An 18,294-nucleotide genomic window follows, 5' to 3' on the forward strand; every position below is an offset into this window, starting at 1 on the left:
TTTTTTTGTGTTTTTTAAAAGATAGAAAAGAAGAAAGGTGGTTTGGCGATTGCCAAACTTCTGATTATGGGGGCTGGGGATGGAAGGCTAGGGGGTATAGCGCTTGGTTCGGGCTGAGAGCGGTTGTCGAGATTTAGCGAACCGCCTTTATTCTTGTTTTTAGACTTAATAGAGGTCCGTTCCGACTTAATTCGCTCTCATTTTGACTTAATTTTTCTTATTTAGACTTAATTAGGACTAGCAGATACCCATTGTGGTATTCGCGGGACGCACTCTTTAACGCTTCAAACCCCCTCAAAACCCTCAAAATACGAAGAAGATGGCCACAGCCATCTTCCACCTCGCGATATTCTTCAGTAAAAGCTCCAAAATCCATCCCAAAAGCCCCTCAAGCAGCTCCCACAAACAACACCCAAGCTAAAAACCAACATAAACACCTCAGAAGCAACACGCAAAACCCCTAATCAGCTCTCTCTATCAACTCCACCGCACATAATTTCACGGTAATCGTGATTTTATTCACGGTAATCCTCCATATATTCACGGATAAGCTTCATAATTTCACGGATAAACAATTTTATCCGATTTACGACATTTTCATCCGATCGCAAAACGATACTACAACCAACTCAAAATCATACTCAATTCTTCATCTGCAGCATAACCCCGAAAAGGTATGGGATCTTTTGTGCTGTAATGTTTAAGAACTGTTGGATATAGGGTAATTCTTCTGAAGTATACGTATGAAAAAGTTCGCTCCACCATTCGGTATCGTATCTGCTCAACATACTTAAGTTGTAGAGGATCACATAGTGCACCATAAACTCGTTAAGCTCAGGAGATTGCAGCAGATCACGGTTAACAGGTAGGTAGTACGTGTTATCTTGAAGTTGATACGATAACGGAAAGCAATCAAACGGTCGTAACGATTCATTCGCCTCAAAAACAAGCTGCATCTTATCGTCCCTACCACTCAAAACAAAAGAAAACTTCGACGGAAACAAGCCGTTCATGTATTCATTAAATCTTTCTAATGACATATGTAGATGATCGTTAACGTGCTTCGGAAGATAAAATGTTGTATCATTTTTCTTATCCATTTTAACGAGTTGAACATCTCCATTCATTTGTTTAAATAAAGGACATAATTCTGGCACTGTTTGAAGAAGAGAGATCATCGTGAATTTTTCTCCTTCAATATGTTTCATGTGAAACACTTTTTCACAAAAATGATTAAACAGACCCGTCTTTTGTACTTTTACCTCATCATAAAGAAATTCATAACTTCTTTTCTTTCTTTTTCTTGTAGAGAGTCCGTGTGCAAGAACTGCACTTGAATCCGGGTAATCAGGATCGCTACACAATATGCATGCCTTCATAAGCTGAGTCATGCCGTAAAAGAGGAGAACAGGCTTTAGCTCCATAGGTGCTTGATCGGCAAGTTTATAATATTTCTTTCCGTGCTCGATATAGTAAATAAACCCATATGTATTATCAAAACTTTTACCGTTGCTGTCTTCAAGATGTAGCTGGTCGTATTGTTTACTTAAGAATTGCTGTGATTTTTGAGAGGAAAAGAACATATCGAATAAAGCCCAAGGGTCTTGTTGCGTCATCATTTCTTCGTCATTCCTCTCTTCGTAAATTATTTGAAAAATCGAACATATTTTGTATTCCTTGACACTAGTGTACCCAGTTGATAATCTACAAATAATATTTTTCAGGAAGATAAATTTGAAGGGGTGGTTAAGGTATGTGGCAAGATAAGTTTGCAAAAGAAGGTTTGACCTTTGATGATGTGTTATTAATTCCAGCAAAATCGTCAGTTCTGCCTGGTGATGTTTCGATTAAAACGAGGTTATCTGATACGGTTCAATTGAACATTCCGATTATCAGTGCTGGTATGGACACAGTAACAGAAGCAAACATGGCGATCGCTATGGCACGACAAGGCGGTTTAGGAATTGTACACAAGAACATGTCTATTGAAGAACAAGCAGAACAGATCGACCGTGTTAAACGTTCTGAAAGCGGCGTAATTACAGACCCGTTCTACCTGACACCTGAACATCAAGTATTTGACGCTGAGCATCTGATGGGCAAGTATCGTATCAGCGGTGTGCCAATCGTTGATGCAGATAAAAAATTAGTAGGTATCTTGACGAACCGTGATTTACGTTTCGTACAAGATTATTCCATTAAGATTTCAGACGTGATGACAAAAGAAAATTTAGTGACTGCTCCTGTAGGCACTACGTTAAAAGAAGCTGAAAAGACACTTCAGCAATATAAGATTGAAAAGCTTCCACTCGTGGACGATGAAGGTACGCTTCAAGGCTTGATTACCATTAAAGATATTGAAAAAGTAATCGAATTCCCGAACTCTGCAAAAGACTCACAAGGTCGTCTATTAGTAGGCGCTGCAGTAGGTGTTACGAAGGACGCACTACTTCGCGTTGAGAAGTTAGTTGATGCCGGTGTGGATGTAATCGTGATCGACACAGCTCATGGTCATTCTGAAGGCGTTCTGCAAAAAGTTCGTGAAGTTAGAGAGGCTTATCCAAAATTAACGATCATTGCAGGTAACGTTGCTACAGCAGAAGCTACTCGTGATTTAATTGAAGCAGGAGCAAGCGTTGTGAAAGTAGGAATTGGACCTGGATCGATCTGTACAACTCGTGTTGTTGCCGGTGTAGGTGTTCCACAAGTAACTGCCGTTTATGATTGTGCAACCGAAGCGAAGAAGTATGGAGTACCGATCATTGCAGATGGTGGTATCAAATACTCTGGAGATATCGTTAAAGCGATCGCAGCAGGCGGACATGCTGTAATGCTGGGCAGTATGCTTGCAGGTGTATCTGAGAGTCCAGGAGAGCGTGAAATCTTCCAAGGACGCCAATTTAAAGTGTATCGCGGCATGGGTTCTGTCGGAGCGATGGAGCGAGGAAGCAGCGACCGCTATTTCCAGGAAAATAATAAGAAGCTTGTTCCGGAAGGTATCGAAGGACGCTTACCTTATAAGGGACCACTAGCTGATACGATTTATCAGTTGATCGGTGGTATCCGTTCAGGTATGGGTTATTGTGGAACAGCTACGCTCGATGAGCTTCAAAATGATTCCCGTTTTGTAAAAATCACGGGTGCTGGTCTTCGTGAGAGTCATCCGCATCAAGTTCAAATTACTAAAGAAGCACCAAATTATTCAGTCTAAAGACACATTTTTAGGACAGAGGTATAACCTCTGTCTATTTTTTTGAAAATGTGTATGGTACAATAACTTTTGTGTGTAAATGGGTTTGGAGGTGCAGTTTTTTGAACAGCAAGATAAAACAACTTTTAGTGGTGACACTGATTTTTTCATTTTTTACGACGAGTTTATTAGGATTTTCAAAGTCAGCAAGTGCGGCACCGTCTTTAGATGTAGCGGCTGAAGGGGCTATACTTGTGGATGCAGAAACGGGGAAAATATTATATCAGAAAAATGCTGATAAGTTACTCGCTCCTGCAAGTATGAGTAAGATGATGACCGAATACCTATTACTAGAAGCCATTGACAAGAAAAAGATATCTTGGGATCAGAAAACGAGTATTTCTGAATATGCCCATAAGATTTCTCAAAATCGAACGTTATCGAACGTACCTTTACGTGTAGATGAAAAATATACAGTTCGTGAGTTATACCAAGCGATGGCGATCTATTCGGCTAATGGAGCAACGATCGCATTATCTGAACTAATCGCGGGCTCAGAAGGTGAGTTCGTTAAAAAGATGAATGCCAAGGCGAAAGAACTAGGCATGAAAGATTTTAACTTTGTTAACTCTACAGGCCTAAATAATAAAGACCTGTTTGGCAACCATAATTCAGGCAGTGAAACAGACGAGAACATGATGAGTCCTCGTGCTACTGCTATTCTAGCTTACAACTTACTTAAAGATCATCCAGAAGTATTAGAAACAGCGAGTGTTCCACGTTTGAAATTCCGCGAGGGCACCGATGATGAAATTCAGATGGAGAACTGGAACTGGATGCTTCCTGAGCTCAATAGTGGCTATGAGGGAGTAGACGGATTAAAAACAGGATCAACGGATCTTGCTGGTAACTGTTTTACAGGTACAGTGAAAAAGGGAGATACTCGCCTCATTTCAGTGGTTATGAAAACAGATACTCGTTTAGATCGATTCAAAGAAACGAAAAAATTATTTGATTTTGGATTTGCAAACTTTGAAAAAGAGCAGATTCTACCAGATAACTATCAAGTAAAGAGCAACAAAACAGTTCCTGTCGTAAAAGGTAAGGAAAAAGAAGTTAAAGTTGCTACAAAAGAACCTCTTTCCATGGTGATTAAAAGAGGAGAAAAAGAAAACTATAAGCCTAAATTTGTTATGGATAAGAAGAAGATGACAAAAGAAGGCGAACTGACTGCACCTGTTAAAAAAGGTGAGGTTGTCGGTCATATCAATGTTGAGTATACAGGCAGTGGAGAAGACTATGGCTACCTGCTCGATGGAGAAACAAAAGGCAAAACTGAAGTAGTAACCACACAATCCGTTGAAAAAGCAAACTGGTTCGTCCTCGCTTTACGTGGTGTTGGCGGATTCTTCGGGGGACTTTGGTCCGGTGCCGTTGATATGGTTAAAGGCTGGTTTTAATTTTATAGGAATTCATGAAGTTCTTTAGCACATGCTGAAGAACTTCTTTTTTTCAGAAAATAGAGAGAGCTTGCGATTTTTTTGATTTGCGATAAAATAGATGAGAATACTAGTTTTATCTTAAAACAACCGAAAATTGTTGTTATAACACATATAATTCAGGGGGTAGTAAGCATGTTAAAAACAGGTACTGAACGTGTTAAAAGAGGAATGGCAGAAATGCAAAAAGGCGGCGTCATCATGGACGTTGTAAACGCAGAGCAAGCTCGTATTGCTGAAGCTGCAGGAGCGGTAGCAGTAATGGCACTTGAGCGTGTTCCGTCAGATATTCGTGCTGCAGGCGGAGTAGCGCGTATGGCAGATCCTACAATCACAGAAGAAGTTCTGAATGCTGTTTCTATTCCCGTAATGGCGAAAGCCCGTATCGGACACATCGTTGAAGCGCGTGTTCTTGAAGCGATGGGTGTTGATTATATCGATGAGAGTGAAGTACTAACTCCAGCAGATGAAGTTTTCCACTTATTGAAGAGCGATTACACAGTACCATTCGTATGCGGAGCACGTGATCTTGGCGAAGCGTCACGCCGTATCGCTGAAGGTGCATCTATGCTTCGAACAAAAGGTGAGCCTGGAACTGGTAACATCGTTGAAGCGGTACGCCACATGAGAATGATCCAAGGACAGATCCGTAAAGTGGTTGCTATGAGTGAAGACGAGTTGATGACAGAAGCTAAGAACTTAGGCGCTCCATTCGAAGTTCTTCTTCAAATTAAAAAAGCAGGCAAGCTTCCTGTCGTTAACTTTGCAGCAGGCGGTATCGCAACACCAGCTGATGCAGCACTCATGATGGAACTTGGCGCTGACGGCGTATTCGTTGGATCAGGTATCTTCAAGTCTGAGAATCCTGAAAAGTTTGCTCGTGCCATCGTAGAAGCTACAACTCATTACCAAGATTACAAACTAATCGCTGAACTATCTAAGGATCTTGGAACGGCAATGAAAGGCATCGATATCTCTACACTAGCTCACGGTGAGCGCATGCAGGAGCGAGGCTGGTAATTACATGCTAAAAATCGGAGTATTAGCCTTACAAGGTGCGGTACGCGAACATGTAGCAGCGATTGAAGCAAGTGGAGCAGAAGCCGTAGCGGTAAAGCGTGTAGATCAACTAACAGACCTTGATGGATTAGTGATGCCAGGCGGCGAAAGTACAGCGATGAGACGATTGATCGATAAATATCACTTTCTAGAACCGTTAAAGAAGTTTGCTCAGAACAAACCAGTCTTCGGCACATGTGCAGGATTGATCTTGATGGCTAAACGCATTCAAGGACAAGATACAGCACATCTTGAACTGATCGATATGACGGTTGAGCGCAATGCGTTCGGGCGCCAGGTGGACAGTTTTGAAGCGGAGCTGATGATACATGGCGTTGGTGAAGATTATACGGGAGTATTTATTCGAGCACCGTTCATCGTAGAAGTCGGACCGGAAGTGGAAATTCTTTCGAAGCATAACGATCGAATCGTAGCGGCTAAACAAGGACATTTCCTTTGTGCAGCGTTCCATCCAGAGCTGACGGACGACTATCGACTTCATCAATATTTTGTAAAAATGGTACAAACCGCTAAAGAAGTAGTTGCATAAAATACAAAAATGCTGTACATTACTATAAAATCATTATAAAAAATCAATGACAGGAACTAGTAGCAAAAATTACTTTGTTTAGAGAGTCGGTGGCTGGTGAAAACCGATCAAGGTGTTTTGTGAATCCATCCTCGAGTGAAGAGCTGAAACGCAAGTAAGCTTTTCCGGTGAAGAACCGTTACATGTAATTGAGCCGGCAATAGAATTATCTATTGCAATTAGGGTGGCAACGCGGGTTAACTCTCGTCCCTATTTCTAATTTTTTATTAGAGATAGCGGGCGGGAGTTTTTTGTTTTCTAGGAGGCTCACCGCACATCCCGCGGAAAGCGAGCGACCTAAAAACGGAGTCAACTACTCTCAATAGCTGCAAAGCAAAAGAAAACCGTGATTTTTTATAAACTAAAGGAGGATATAAACATGTTAGATTTAAAATTTGTTCGTGCCAATTTTGAAGAAGTAAAAGAAAAGTTATCTGCACGTGGTGAAGACTTATCTGGATTAGATCAGTTCGAAGCATTAGATCAGCGCCGCCGTGAGTTAATTGGTGAAACGGAAGCTTTGAAATCTAAGCGTAACGAAGTATCTAAGCAAGTAGCAGAATTTAAGCGTGAGAAAAAAGACGCGGACCACCTGATCACAGAGATGCGCGAAGTAGGTGACAAGGTCAAAACGATGGATGAAGAGCTTCGTCAAGTAGAAGAAGATCTTCACGGCATCATGCTAACATTGCCTAACATTCCGCATGAAAGTGTTCCTGTTGGTGATACAGAAGACGATAACGTACCTGTACGTCACTGGGGAGATGTTCCTGAGTTTGCTTTTGAAGCAAAACCTCACTGGGATATCGCAACTGAACTAAACATCGTTGATTTTGAACGTGGAGCAAAAGTGACAGGCAGCCGTTTCGCTTTTTATAAAGGATTAGGAGCTCGCTTAGAGCGTGCACTTATCAACTTCATGATGGATCTTCACGAAGATGAGCATGGCTACACAGAGGTGCTGCCTCCGTACATGGTTAACCGTCAGAGCATGACAGGAACAGGTCAACTTCCAAAGTTTGAAGAAGACGCGTTCAAAATTCGTGAAGAAGATTATTTCTTGATTCCAACTTCTGAGGTTCCTGTAACGAACATGCACCGAGAAGAGATTCTAACAGCTGACGAACTTCCGATCACATATGCGGCGTACAGCGCTTGTTTCCGTTCTGAAGCGGGATCTGCAGGACGCGACACGCGCGGTTTGATCCGTCAGCATCAGTTCAACAAAGTAGAGCTTGTTCGCTTCGTTAAACCTGAGGATTCTTATGAGGAGCTCGAGAAGCTTACAGGACACGCTGAAAAAGTCCTTCAGCTGCTCAACCTTCCGTACCGCGTACTCAGCATGTGTACAGCTGACCTAGGCTTTACAGCAGCTAAGAAGTACGATATCGAAGTATACCTTCCGAGCTATGGTGAGTACCGCGAGATTTCTTCTTGCTCTAACTTTGAAGATTTCCAAGCGCGCCGTGCTCAAATTCGTTTCCGTCGCGATGCAAAAGGGAAGCCAGAATTCGTTCACACGCTAAACGGATCTGGACTTGCGATTGGTCGAACAGTAGCTGCTATCTTAGAGAACTACCAACAAGAAGAGGGCACTGTAGTCATTCCAGAAGTTCTCCGTCCTTATATGGGCAACAAAGAAGTAATTAAGTAAACAGTGAAAGAAGCTGACTCTTAAAAGGTATCCAAAGGGACTTTTAGAGTCAGCTTTTATCTATTAATGGGTGTAAAAGCTTCATTATCGGTGGTCCGAACAAGTTTTCAGGTGGTGGGAAGAGTTCTAGCGGTGAAAATTCAGGATTCACAGTTGAAAGTCATAGAACTACAGGTGGTAAGCACTGTTTTATCGGTGAACGTGTAATAAATATAAGAACACGTACCGTAAAAGCATACCTACAAAAGAAACAAATAAAAAATCAAAAAAAGTTTTTGAAAACCGTTGACACTATATTTATCAGCATGTTATTATAGTTCTTGTCAGTCACACGGAGGTATACCCAAGTCCGGCTGAAGGGATCGGTCTTGAAAACCGACAGGGGTTTAACGACCCGCGGGGGTTCGAATCCCTCTACCTCCTCCATATACATATTCAACCTCATCTGATTTCTCGGATGAGGTTTTTTGTTGTATTTTTTCTTTTTAAGAATCGCATTCAAACACCGACAGAAAATCCTAAAATATTTTAACCATTCATCCCAACGTATGTAAGCGCTAACACTTTAAAGTGATAAAATTTAGTATTGACAGAACTTTTAGACAGGGCGTATGATGACAACTATAACTTAATTCAATAATGCAATACTTATTCAGAGAGACCGAGGGATCAGGCCCTATGACGTCCGGCAACCTCCATTAGGAACGGTGCTACTTCCTGCAGAATGATGATTCATTCTGGAAGATAAGTCGATGTTTACTTATTCGCCCTCTTCCATGAAATGAAGAGGGCTTTTTTATATTGTAAGGGGGATGGCATATGATCGAGATCAATGACGTTACGAAATTATATAAAGTAAAAGGCAAAGAAATCGTCGGAGTGAAGAATGTGTCACTGACGATCGACAAAGGTGAGATCTTTGGCATTGTAGGATATAGCGGTGCTGGGAAGAGTTCGTTGCTGCGCTGTCTTAATTTATTGGAAAAACCAACATCAGGAGAAATCAAGATCGATGGCATCTCGATTACGAAGCTCGGGAAAAAGGAGTTACGCGAGGAGCGTCTTAAGATCGGTATGATCTTTCAGCACTTTTATTTGATTAGTGCGAAGACCGTTTTTGAAAACATTGCGTTCGCATTAAAAGCAGCAGGAAAAACGAAAGAAGAAATCAAAGATAAAACAAATGAGCTTTTAAAGATGGTGGGATTGGAGAATCAAAAAGATCAGTACCCTTCTCAGCTGAGTGGGGGGCAGAAACAGCGAGTAGGTATTGCAAGAGCACTTGCCAATGATCCGAAGGTTTTGCTATGTGATGAAGCTACTTCAGCTCTTGATCCGAACACGACGAAATCGATCCTTTCCTTACTGAAGTCCATCAATAAAAAGTTAGGCATTACGATCGTGTTGATCACGCACGAGATGGAAGTGGTAAAAGAGATCTGCCACCGAATGGCGATCATGCAGGATGGAGAAATCATCGAGTCAGGTGACGTGTACAACATTTTTGCTAATCCAGAAAAAGAGCTCACAAAAACGTTCATCAGCTCTGTAATTCAAATGGATCTGCCAGAACCTCTTCTGAAAAATAGAAAAGGAACTGTGATTAAGATCCAGTTCAAAGGAGCAATTGCAGAAGAGGCTGTTGTTTCTGAGCTTTTCCAAAACTTTAACGTAAAAGGGAATATCCTTCACGGAAAAATCGAATATATTCAGGAAACACCGCTTGGTATCTTCATCATGGAACTAGTCGGTGAAGGGGCAGAAGTGAAGCGAGCGATCTCATATATTGAAGGTCGCATAGAAAATCTTGAGGTGGTGAAAAAAGTTGCTTGATTCTATTTTGAATATCCTTCCAGATCTGAATAAAGCATTCTTTGAAACGTTATATATGGTCGCTATATCACTTGGTGTTTCATTAATTGTAGGATTACCTCTAGGAATTATACTGTTTGTTACCGACAAAGGATTGTTATTTGAAAATGTGTGGATCAAGCAGATAGCGGGCATTCTTGTGAACTTGATCCGCTCTGTACCATTCATCATTTTATTAGTCGCGTTGTTACCATTAACACAGCTCATTACCGGAACAACGATCGGACCAACTGCAGCTTCAGTTTCTCTATCCGTTGCAGCCATCCCGTTCTTTGCGCGGCTCGTAGAAACCTCTTTACGAGAGATCGATAAAGGAGTGATTGAAGCGGCCGTTGCAGTAGGCGCGACGCCATGGATGATCATCCGTGAAGTCCTTCTACCAGAAGCAAAGCCAGGAATCGTTCAAGCGATAACAGTAACAGCAATCAGCTTGCTAGGCTATTCAGCCATGGCAGGTATCGTCGGTGGCGGAGGAATCGGAGACTTCGCAATCCGCTTCGGCTACTACCGATACGACAATACAATCATGCTCACAACCGTAATCCTACTAATCGTAATCGTCCAGCTCATGCAAGTCATCGGAGACGGTGCAGCGAAGGCTGTGAATAAACGATAAATTTATTTACTAAAGGTAAGACGAAGATAAATTTATCTTTAAAGGTTTAGGTTTAAAAGACTTCTCGGCAAGTTGATTGGAGTGCAAGATGCGAGACTCCTGGGGGATCAGCGTGCCTTCTACATGAATTAACATCTCGCAAGGCATGCGACGAGGAAGCTCACTTCGGTAGTAATTCTTGTAGACGCAGGAGCAAATCTTAAAATACATAAGATGGCTCACCGCACGCCCCCCGGAAAGGGAGCATCTGGAACGGAAATCAACCGCTAAAAAAAACATCATGTAATAGCAAAAACAATTTTTAAAGGGGATCAACATGAAAAAAATCATACTTACACTACTAACAGCACTGCTAGCTTTCGGTTTAGCAGGATGCTCATCTTCATCAGATGCATCAAAAGATAAAGAAGTAACCTTAGGCGCAACAGCAGGACCTTACACCGACATGGTCAACAAAGCCATCAAGCCCTCACTTGAGAAAAAAGGGTATAAAGTAAAAGTCATTGAATTCAGCGACTATATTCAACCAAACATGGCTTTATCAAAAGGGGATCTTGATGCTAACCTTTTTCAGCACAAAGTGTACATGGAGAATTTCGCAAAAGAAAAGAACTTAAAGCTTTCAGAAGTTATCATCGTTCCTACAGCACCGATGGGTCTCTATTCTGAGAAATTCAAATCCGTTAAGGACATAAAAGAAGGCAGTACGGTCGCAATACCGAATGATCCTGTTAACTTAGCACGTACGTTGCTCATGCTTGAAGATGCAAAACTGATCACCATCAAGGAAGGAATCAACGAACTAACAGCTTCCGAAAAAGATGTTAAAGATAACCCTAAGAAGCTCGTGTTCAAACCACTAGAAGCCGCACAGCTTCCGCGTGCTGTTCAAAGTGCAGATGTTGCAGCTGTGCCTGGTAACTTTGCACTCGCAGCTAAGATGGATTTATTAGATGCGATCCAATTAGAGAACATGCCCGACACGTACCGTAACCGTGTTGTGGTGAACACGAAAGATGTTGATTCTGCTTTTGCAAAAGATATTAAAAAGGTAGTGGAATCGAAGGAGTTTGAAGAAGTGATCGATAAGGAGTTCGAAGGCTTCGGAAAACCAGAATGGATGAAGAAATAAAATCAAACAAAACCCCGGGCTCATAAGAATGAGAACCGGGGTTTTTATGTTTATAAGCGAACTTCTCGTTTCGCTTCAATTTTTTGTGCGATCTTTTCTACGATGTGATCGATGGATTCTGGATTGTCTCGAAGATCATAGTCGTTAATATTCACACGGAGCACAGGACAAGAATTAAAAGAAGCGATCCACTTTTCATAGCGGTCGTACATCTCTTCCCAGTAGGAAACCGGTGTTTCTTGCTCCATCTTACGTCCACGTTTTTGAATACGAGCTAAGATATCATCAAGAGAGCCTTCTAAGTATATCAAGCAATCAGGCTGCGGGAAGTATGGCGTCATGACCATCGCTTCAAACAGATGTGTATACGTCTCGTAATCCACATCAGACATGTTGCCTTTATCAAAGTGCATACGAGCGAATATACCCGTGTCTTCATAAATGGAACGGTCTTGAACAAATCCTCCGCCATAATCGAACATTCTTTTTTGCTCTTTAAAGCGTTCTGCTAAAAAGAAGATCTGCAGGTGGAAGCTCCAGCGCTTAAAATCATGATAAAAGTTTTCTAAGTATGGGTTGTTATCCACTTTCTCCATGGATGTACGAAACTTTAATTTTTCAGCAAGTGCATTTGTAAATGTAGATTTACCCGCACCTACCATACCTGCCACTGTAATGACAGCATCATTTGGGATTCCGTATTGTATGAGTTTACTCATCGCGCAACTTCTCCTTTTTTCAGAGTTGCATCGATTAAGGAAAAGATCTTCTCTTTATCCGCTTCATACGCAACAAAATCTAAATCATCTCCGTTAAACGAGAGTACAGGAATCTCCGGGTGCTGCTTTTTAAAGGCAGTCATGAACGTCTCGTAATCTTCAGCTAGCTGTTCTAAGTACGCCGGCTCCATATTTTGCTCGATGAAACGTCCACGCTTACGTACGCGGTCCAGCAACGTATCAAGACTAGCGTTTAAATAGATGATCACGTTCGGTACAGGCATATCCTCAGTAAGGATATCAAAGCACTGCATGTATTTATGAAGATTACCGTCTTTTAGCGTTCGACCGGCAAAAATACGGTTCTTAAAGATATGATAATCAGAAACGACAGGAATCTGTTTAGATAGATACTGCCCTTGAATCTCTTCAAGCTGTTTATACCTGTTGCAAAGAAAGAACATCTCGGTTTGAAAACTCCACTCATCGATGTTGTCGTAAAATTTTCCGAGAAAAGGATTCTCCTCTACAATCTCTTTCAATAATTGAAAGTTATAGTGCTCAGCAATAGCTTTTGCGAGCGATGTTTTCCCTACGCCAATCGGCCCTTCAACTGCGATAAAGGGGGTTGAACTCATCTTCCTTTTCCTCCCTTATAAATGACAAACGAAAAATTACAGACAAAGAATATTGTAGCATACGTTTGGAAAAGGTGGTGAGAATATCGGTAAAAATTTAATGGTAAATATGCTATTTAGTACATCATTTTATGTTTGTTTTCTTTTGCCTGATCGATGATCGCTCGTAAATTTAAATCGTTGCTCATGCTTATATCAGCATTTAATGTCTTTTCCATCAATATTAAAGCTCTTTCGTTATCTTCTTCTATATTAGAAGCCGAACAATCAGATGGTGCAAAAAGAGTAAAACCTCTCATGTATGCGTCGTTCGCTGTAAAGAGGACACAGATGTTACCTGCTACTCCGCATAAGATTAAAGTTTGTATCCCAAGCTCGTTTAATAAAGTCGATAAAGGTGTAGAGAAGAATCCAGAATGCTTTGGTTTGACGACAAAAAAATCGTCATCGTCAGGCTGTAACTTTTTTACGAATTCACCACCGGATTGTGTGGTGCAATAATCGACGAGCTTGTGCTTATCAGATTGCCATTGTCCAAAGTTATCGTTCACATATATAATCGGAATGTTTTCTTTTTTAGCTCGGTTTTTCAATTCAAGAATTTTATCGGCAATTGGTGCAGAAGTTTTTAACAAGAGCGGCGCCTCAGGAAAATTAAAGTCATTGATCACGTCAATAATAAGCATAGCGACAGGAACTTTATTGTCCTCGTGTTGATGTGGTTTTTCCATAACGATCTCTCTCTTTCATTTTAGCTTTAATAAAAAAATCCTAGTTTCATCTATATAAAGGAAGTGAATTTTAATCTATACAACCATTCCTTTCTTTATTATTAGCAAAACCTCTTGTATAATCTCTTACAACTAAAACTTTGGAGCGAAAATGATGGAGACCTTAGAAAAAGACGAATATTACATGGAGCTTGCACTAGAAGAAGCCCAAAAAGCAGCAGATATTGGTGAAGTTCCTATTGGTGCCATTTTAGTAATGGACGACCGTATAGTGGCGAAGGCTCATAACCTGCGTGAAGCCGAACAAAGAGCGATCGCTCATGCGGAGCTCTTAGCCATTGACGAGGCATGTAGAGAACTGGATGCTTGGCGGTTGGAAGGAGCAACGCTATATGTGACGCTTGAACCGTGTGCGATGTGTTCTGGTGCGATTGTCCTCTCGAGAGTAAGCCGTGTTGTGTACGGTGCGGTTGATCCTAAAGGAGGCTGTGCGGGAACCTTAATGAACCTTTTACAAGAAGCTCGCTTCAACCACCAATGTGAGGTTGTGGCCGGTGTAAAAGGTGAAGCATGTGGTCAGATTCTTTCCCGTTTTTTTAGAAACCTTCGCGATCGTAAAAGGAAGGAAAAGGAAGAGCGTAGGAAGGAGCTTTAGTGCTCCTGCGGTTGATTTTTTTAAAAGGACATAGTATACTAAATCTTGCACATTTAGTTGTGCATCTAACAATGTTATACACTTTGTCGCGCTAGATGGGGAGGTAGCGGTGCCCTGTACTCGCAATCCGCTGTAGCGAGGTTGAATTCCTCTCCTCGGCTAGTTCAACGTATGGTCTGACGGACGTAAGTGGTGTTGATGTCCGGGTCCTGCGCAACGGAGACCCATGAACCCTGTCAGGTCCGGAAGGAAGCAGCAGTAAGTGGACCACTTCGTGTGCCGTGGGGCAACCTGGACTGAGCTAACTGCGTTTGTACGCATAGGTTGACTATTCCAAAGAGAGGTGCGCGGCATTCTAATATATAAACAATAACTCACCCTTGTTTCAGGGGTGAGTTTTTTGTAATGTTTCAGTATAATATAGAAAGAATGCAAGTGATTTAAAGGAGGCAAAGGGATGAGTTATCAAGCGCTCTACCGCGTATGGAGGCCACAGAGCTTTGAAGATATGGTCGGGCAGGAACACATTACAAAAACGATCCAAAATGCCTTGATGCAGGACAAGCTTTCCCATGCCTACCTGTTTTCAGGACCACGAGGAACGGGTAAAACAAGTGCGGCGAAGATTATTGCCAAAGCTGTTAACTGTGAACGGGCTCCGGTTTCTGAGCCATGTAATGAATGTGACGCTTGTAGAGGGATCACGAACGGCTCGATTTCTGATGTTTTAGAGATCGATGCTGCGTCTAATACAGGTGTAGATGATATAAGGGATATTCGGGACAAAGTAAAATTTGCGCCGTCCTCTGTTACGTACAAAGTCTATATCATAGATGAAGTACATATGCTTTCAACTGGTGCATTTAACGCGTTGTTAAAAACGTTAGAAGAACCGCCGAGCCATGTTATTTTTATTCTGGCAACAACAGAGCCGCATAAAATTCCGGCAACGATCGTTTCTAGATGTCAGCGATTTGATTTTAAGCGGATATCTTCACAGTCTATCATCGGACGAATGAGGCAGATCGTCGACGCTAACGGTACCGAAGTGGATGAAGAAGCTCTTCAACTGCTTGCAAGAGCAGCAGAAGGTGGAATGCGTGACGCATTGAGTCTCCTCGACCAAGCGATCTCCTACAGTGATGATAAGGTAAGAGTCGAAGATGTTTTGTCGGTAACTGGCTCAGCCTCACAAAAACATCTTTCTGAGATGGCAGAAGCATTTTTAGAAAAAGATGTATCGAAAGCTCTTACGTTATCGACAGAACTTTTACATGAAGGAAAAGATCCTGTTCGCTTTTTAGGAGACCTTATCTACTATTATAGAGATATGCTTCTATATAAAACGGCACCTCAATTAGAAGAGCTGTTAGAGCGGGTCTCAACGGATGAAGACTTTGCACGATTAGCAGAGGCTACAGCTGCAGAAGACATCTATTCGATAATCGGTCAGTTGAATGCCGCACAGCAAGAGATGAAATGGACGAACCATCCTAAGATTTTCTTAGAGACGACGTTCATCAAGATTTGTTATCAAAAACAAGAAGGGATCTCGTCACAAGCGGGGAATCCTTCTGTTGAACCGTTAATGCAAAGAATCGATCAATTAGAACATGAACTAAAAAAGATGAAAGAAGGCGGCTGGTCTTCTAATGGTTCGTCTGCACAAACCGAAGCAGAAGCTCCAAGAGAGAAAAGAGTGATCAGAGGACAAGGCGGAGCATCACAAACGCAAGTGAAAGAGATGCTCAAAAAAGCAAAGAAACCAAATCTTGTTCAGCTTAAAGGGATGTGGGGCGAGATCTTAGATAAGATACGTTCTGAAAAAGTAAGTGCTTATGCTCTTCTTTCAGGGGCAGAGCCTGTAGCTTGTTCAGATCAGATCTTTTTGCTTGCGTTCCAGCATGAAATTCACCGTCAGATGGCATCTCAAGAGAACAACAGAAGCTATGTAGAAAGCGCAGTTTATAGTACAATAGGAAAGAACCTGTCCATGCTATCCATTTTGGATCCGGAATGGCAGAAACTAAAAGCTGATTTCATTAAAGAACAACAGCAAGGCCAGCCATCTTCTGAAGAAAAAGAAAAAACAGAAGACCCTCTCATCGCAGAGGCGATCAAATTGGTTGGCGATGATTTAATTGAGATAAAAGAAGAGGAAGAATAAGAAGGAGGAATTGTACGATGATGAAAGGCAACATGAACAATATGATGAAGCAAATGCAAAAAATGCAGCGTGACATGGCAAAAGCTCAAGAGGAATTAAAAGATAAAGTGATCGAAGGTACAGCTGGAGGCGGCGTGGTTACTGTTAAAGCGAACGGTCACAAAGAAATCATCGACATTATCATTAAAGAGGAAGTTGTAGATCCAGATGATATCGACATGCTTCAAGACCTTGTGTTAGCGGCTACGAACGATGCACTTAAGAAAGTAGACGAACTCGTATCACAAGACATGGGCAAATTCACAAAAGGACTAAACATTCCTGGAATGTTCTAGGAATAGACTATGCATTATCCTGAACCGATCTCAAAGCTGATTGAAAGCTTTATGAAATTGCCGGGCATCGGACCGAAAACGGCGGTTCGCCTGGCATTTTTCGTATTGGAAATGAAAGAAGATGACGTGCTGGATTTTGGACGAGCACTCGTTAACGCGAAACGTCAGCTTATCTATTGTTCCAACTGCTTTCATATTACTGACCGTGATCCTTGTATGATCTGCGACGATTCAAGCAGAGACCGAACGACAATCTGTGTCGTACACGATTCCAAGGATGTTATTGCGATGGAAAAAATGAAAGAATACCGCGGACTTTACCATGTTCTCCACGGCGCCATCTCACCGATGGACGGAGTAGGACCTGAGGACATTAAAGTCGCAGAACTGTTGAAGCGTCTAACAGATGAAGGCATTCAAGAAATTATCATGGCTACTGATCCGAACATTGAAGGAGAAGCCACTGCCATGTATATCGCAAGACTTCTAAAACCAACGGGTATCAAGATTACTCGTATTGCCCACGGTCTGCCTGTAGGTGGAGACTTGGAGTATGCAGATGAAGTAACGCTTTCCAAAGCACTTGAAGGAAGAAGAGAAATCTAACTAAAGGGGTTGCTTGCATGTTTTTTTCCCGAAAAGGGCGATTGAAGCGATCCGGAGATGAAGAGCTGCTTCAAAGTCTTGATGAGCTAAAGATAGACTGGATGCACCAAAAAGAAATGGTCGAACGCAGTGTCGAGCCATCTGAAGAGGTTATCTTCAAGCTTCAACTAGCAGAATCAAAATACTTCTTCTTATTAAAAGAAGCGAAAAAAAGAAACGTGACGACCAGCAAGTTAAAATAACTGCTGGTCTTTTTTTTGGACAACTCCCATACAATGTCTAGTAAATAACTTGGATGTTGTATAGGAGGGATTAGGAATGGAGCCAATAACTGTAATTGCTATTCTTGGAACGATCATCTTTGTTCTGCTGCTTGTAGGTGCTCCAATGCGGCCAATACGCTGGATCGGATTCGGCATTACGCGTTTTTGTATTGGTGCACTGTTGTTATTCTTATTAAACGCGATAGGAAACTCATATGATATTCATATTCCGATCAATGCTTTTACGGCGCTGATCTCAGGAATTGCTGGACTACCTGGCATAGCTTCATTAGTAGCCATTGAATTCTTTATCTTGAACTAGAGCATTCATATGTATTCTTAAACTGAGGTTTAGAGAGCGATAATAAGCTCTCTAAACCTTTTTTCATTTATTTAAAGTAATTTCAAAATAACTATTGACCTCAAATCACAATACGTGATATATTAGTTCTTGTCGCCGCAACACATGAAACATTGTTGCAGGCGGGAAACAAATTTTAAAAAGAGGTTGACTTCTTATTATAAAGATGTTATCCTAATAAAGTCGCTAAAACGAGCGGCTTACAAAA

At 41.6% G+C, this 18,294-nt stretch carries 18 protein-coding genes, 1 tRNA gene, 1 other RNA gene, 1 riboswitch and 1 other annotated feature; of the genes, 16 read left to right on the forward strand and 4 right to left on the reverse strand.

Going from position 1 to position 18,294, the window contains the following annotated elements; all coding sequences use genetic code 11:
• Positions 1-641: 641 nt before the first annotated feature.
• Positions 642-1,619 (reverse strand): YaaC family protein, encoded by a 978-nt coding sequence (locus tag IHV11_RS20880; RefSeq protein WP_197196107.1) that lies wholly within the window; start codon positions 1,617-1,619, stop codon positions 642-644.
• A gap of 134 nt (positions 1,620-1,753) precedes the next feature.
• Here IHV11_RS20880 and guaB point away from each other — a divergent pair, with 134 nt between their 5' ends.
• The 9 genes from guaB (at position 1,754) to IHV11_RS20925 (ending at position 11,611) form a co-directional block, all read left to right on the forward strand.
• Positions 1,754-3,211, forward strand: coding sequence for an IMP dehydrogenase (guaB, locus tag IHV11_RS20885; protein ID WP_197196108.1), 1,458 nt, complete (start codon positions 1,754-1,756; stop codon positions 3,209-3,211).
• Between the two features lie 128 nt (positions 3,212-3,339).
• The gene (locus tag IHV11_RS20890; RefSeq protein ID WP_312035340.1) at positions 3,340-4,650 is read left to right on the forward strand and encodes a D-alanyl-D-alanine carboxypeptidase family protein; all 1,311 of its coding nucleotides are present in this window, start codon (positions 3,340-3,342) and stop codon (positions 4,648-4,650) included.
• 174 nt (positions 4,651-4,824) lie between these two features.
• Positions 4,825-5,709, forward strand: coding sequence for a pyridoxal 5'-phosphate synthase lyase subunit PdxS (pdxS, locus tag IHV11_RS20895; RefSeq protein WP_197196109.1), 885 nt, complete (start codon positions 4,825-4,827; stop codon positions 5,707-5,709).
• A gap of 4 nt (positions 5,710-5,713) precedes the next feature.
• Positions 5,714-6,298 carry a pyridoxal 5'-phosphate synthase glutaminase subunit PdxT gene (gene pdxT / locus IHV11_RS20900; RefSeq protein WP_197134848.1) on the forward strand — a complete coding sequence of 195 codons (585 nt, stop codon included), beginning with the start codon at positions 5,714-5,716 and terminating at the stop codon, positions 6,296-6,298.
• Positions 6,299-6,335: 37 nt separating this feature from the next.
• Positions 6,336-6,552 (forward strand) — a binding site (T-box leader).
• A 164-nt stretch (positions 6,553-6,716) separates the two neighbouring features.
• The gene (gene serS / locus IHV11_RS20905) at positions 6,717-7,991 is read left to right on the forward strand and encodes a serine--tRNA ligase (RefSeq protein WP_197196110.1); all 1,275 of its coding nucleotides are present in this window, start codon (positions 6,717-6,719) and stop codon (positions 7,989-7,991) included.
• Positions 7,992-8,324: 333 nt separating this feature from the next.
• Positions 8,325-8,417, forward strand: a tRNA-Ser gene (locus IHV11_RS20910).
• 219 nt (positions 8,418-8,636) lie between these two features.
• Positions 8,637-8,742, forward strand: a riboswitch (SAM riboswitch).
• 68 nt (positions 8,743-8,810) lie between these two features.
• The gene (locus tag IHV11_RS20915; protein ID WP_197196111.1) at positions 8,811-9,824 is read left to right on the forward strand and encodes a methionine ABC transporter ATP-binding protein; all 1,014 of its coding nucleotides are present in this window, start codon (positions 8,811-8,813) and stop codon (positions 9,822-9,824) included.
• A gap of 55 nt (positions 9,825-9,879) precedes the next feature.
• Positions 9,880-10,479, forward strand: a complete 600-nt coding sequence (locus tag IHV11_RS20920) for a methionine ABC transporter permease (RefSeq protein ID WP_197134867.1) — start codon at positions 9,880-9,882, stop codon at positions 10,477-10,479.
• A gap of 316 nt (positions 10,480-10,795) precedes the next feature.
• Entirely contained in the window at positions 10,796-11,611 is an 816-nt protein-coding gene (locus IHV11_RS20925; protein WP_066390441.1) for a MetQ/NlpA family ABC transporter substrate-binding protein, read from the forward strand.
• Positions 11,612-11,661: 50 nt separating this feature from the next.
• Here IHV11_RS20925 and IHV11_RS20930 read toward each other — a convergent pair whose 3' ends face one another.
• The 3 genes from IHV11_RS20930 to IHV11_RS20940 form a co-directional block, all read right to left on the reverse strand.
• Positions 11,662-12,330, reverse strand: a complete 669-nt coding sequence (locus IHV11_RS20930) for a deoxynucleoside kinase (protein WP_066390443.1) — start codon at positions 12,328-12,330, stop codon at positions 11,662-11,664.
• Complete coding sequence (locus IHV11_RS20935) at positions 12,327-12,968, reverse strand: deoxynucleoside kinase (RefSeq protein WP_066390445.1); 642 nt, start codon at positions 12,966-12,968, stop codon at positions 12,327-12,329. Before IHV11_RS20935 ends, IHV11_RS20930 begins: the two co-directional genes overlap by 4 nt.
• A gap of 116 nt (positions 12,969-13,084) precedes the next feature.
• Positions 13,085-13,699, reverse strand: a complete 615-nt coding sequence (locus tag IHV11_RS20940) for an isochorismatase family cysteine hydrolase (protein WP_197134839.1) — start codon at positions 13,697-13,699, stop codon at positions 13,085-13,087.
• Positions 13,700-13,850: 151 nt separating this feature from the next.
• Here IHV11_RS20940 and tadA point away from each other — a divergent pair, with 151 nt between their 5' ends.
• The 7 genes from tadA to IHV11_RS20975 all read left to right on the forward strand — a co-directional run bounded on the left by tadA (position 13,851) and on the right by IHV11_RS20975 (position 18,047).
• Positions 13,851-14,354, forward strand: coding sequence for a tRNA adenosine(34) deaminase TadA (tadA, locus tag IHV11_RS20945; protein ID WP_231620433.1), 504 nt, complete (start codon positions 13,851-13,853; stop codon positions 14,352-14,354).
• Between the two features lie 86 nt (positions 14,355-14,440).
• An RNA gene (gene ffs, locus IHV11_RS20950) (signal recognition particle sRNA large type) lies at positions 14,441-14,705 on the forward strand.
• A 106-nt stretch (positions 14,706-14,811) separates the two neighbouring features.
• Positions 14,812-16,521 carry a DNA polymerase III subunit gamma/tau gene (gene dnaX / locus IHV11_RS20955; RefSeq protein ID WP_197134836.1) on the forward strand — a complete coding sequence of 570 codons (1,710 nt, stop codon included), beginning with the start codon at positions 14,812-14,814 and terminating at the stop codon, positions 16,519-16,521.
• A gap of 17 nt (positions 16,522-16,538) precedes the next feature.
• Complete coding sequence (locus IHV11_RS20960; RefSeq protein ID WP_370568729.1) at positions 16,539-16,856, forward strand: YbaB/EbfC family nucleoid-associated protein; 318 nt, start codon at positions 16,539-16,541, stop codon at positions 16,854-16,856.
• Between the two features lie 9 nt (positions 16,857-16,865).
• Entirely contained in the window at positions 16,866-17,462 is a 597-nt protein-coding gene (gene recR / locus IHV11_RS20965; RefSeq protein ID WP_066242586.1) for a recombination mediator RecR, read from the forward strand.
• A gap of 17 nt (positions 17,463-17,479) precedes the next feature.
• On the forward strand, positions 17,480-17,704 hold the full coding sequence (locus IHV11_RS20970) for a YaaL family protein (protein WP_066390458.1): 225 nt from the start codon (positions 17,480-17,482) through the stop codon (positions 17,702-17,704).
• A gap of 76 nt (positions 17,705-17,780) precedes the next feature.
• A complete protein-coding gene (locus tag IHV11_RS20975; protein ID WP_066390460.1) occupies positions 17,781-18,047 on the forward strand; it encodes a pro-sigmaK processing inhibitor BofA family protein in 267 nt (88 codons plus the stop codon).
• Positions 18,048-18,294 lie beyond the last annotated feature (247 nt).

It is taken from the genome of Fictibacillus sp. 26RED30 (assembly GCF_015903845.1).
In the GTDB taxonomy this organism is placed as follows: Bacteria; Bacillota; Bacilli; order Bacillales; family Fictibacillaceae; genus Fictibacillus; species Fictibacillus phosphorivorans.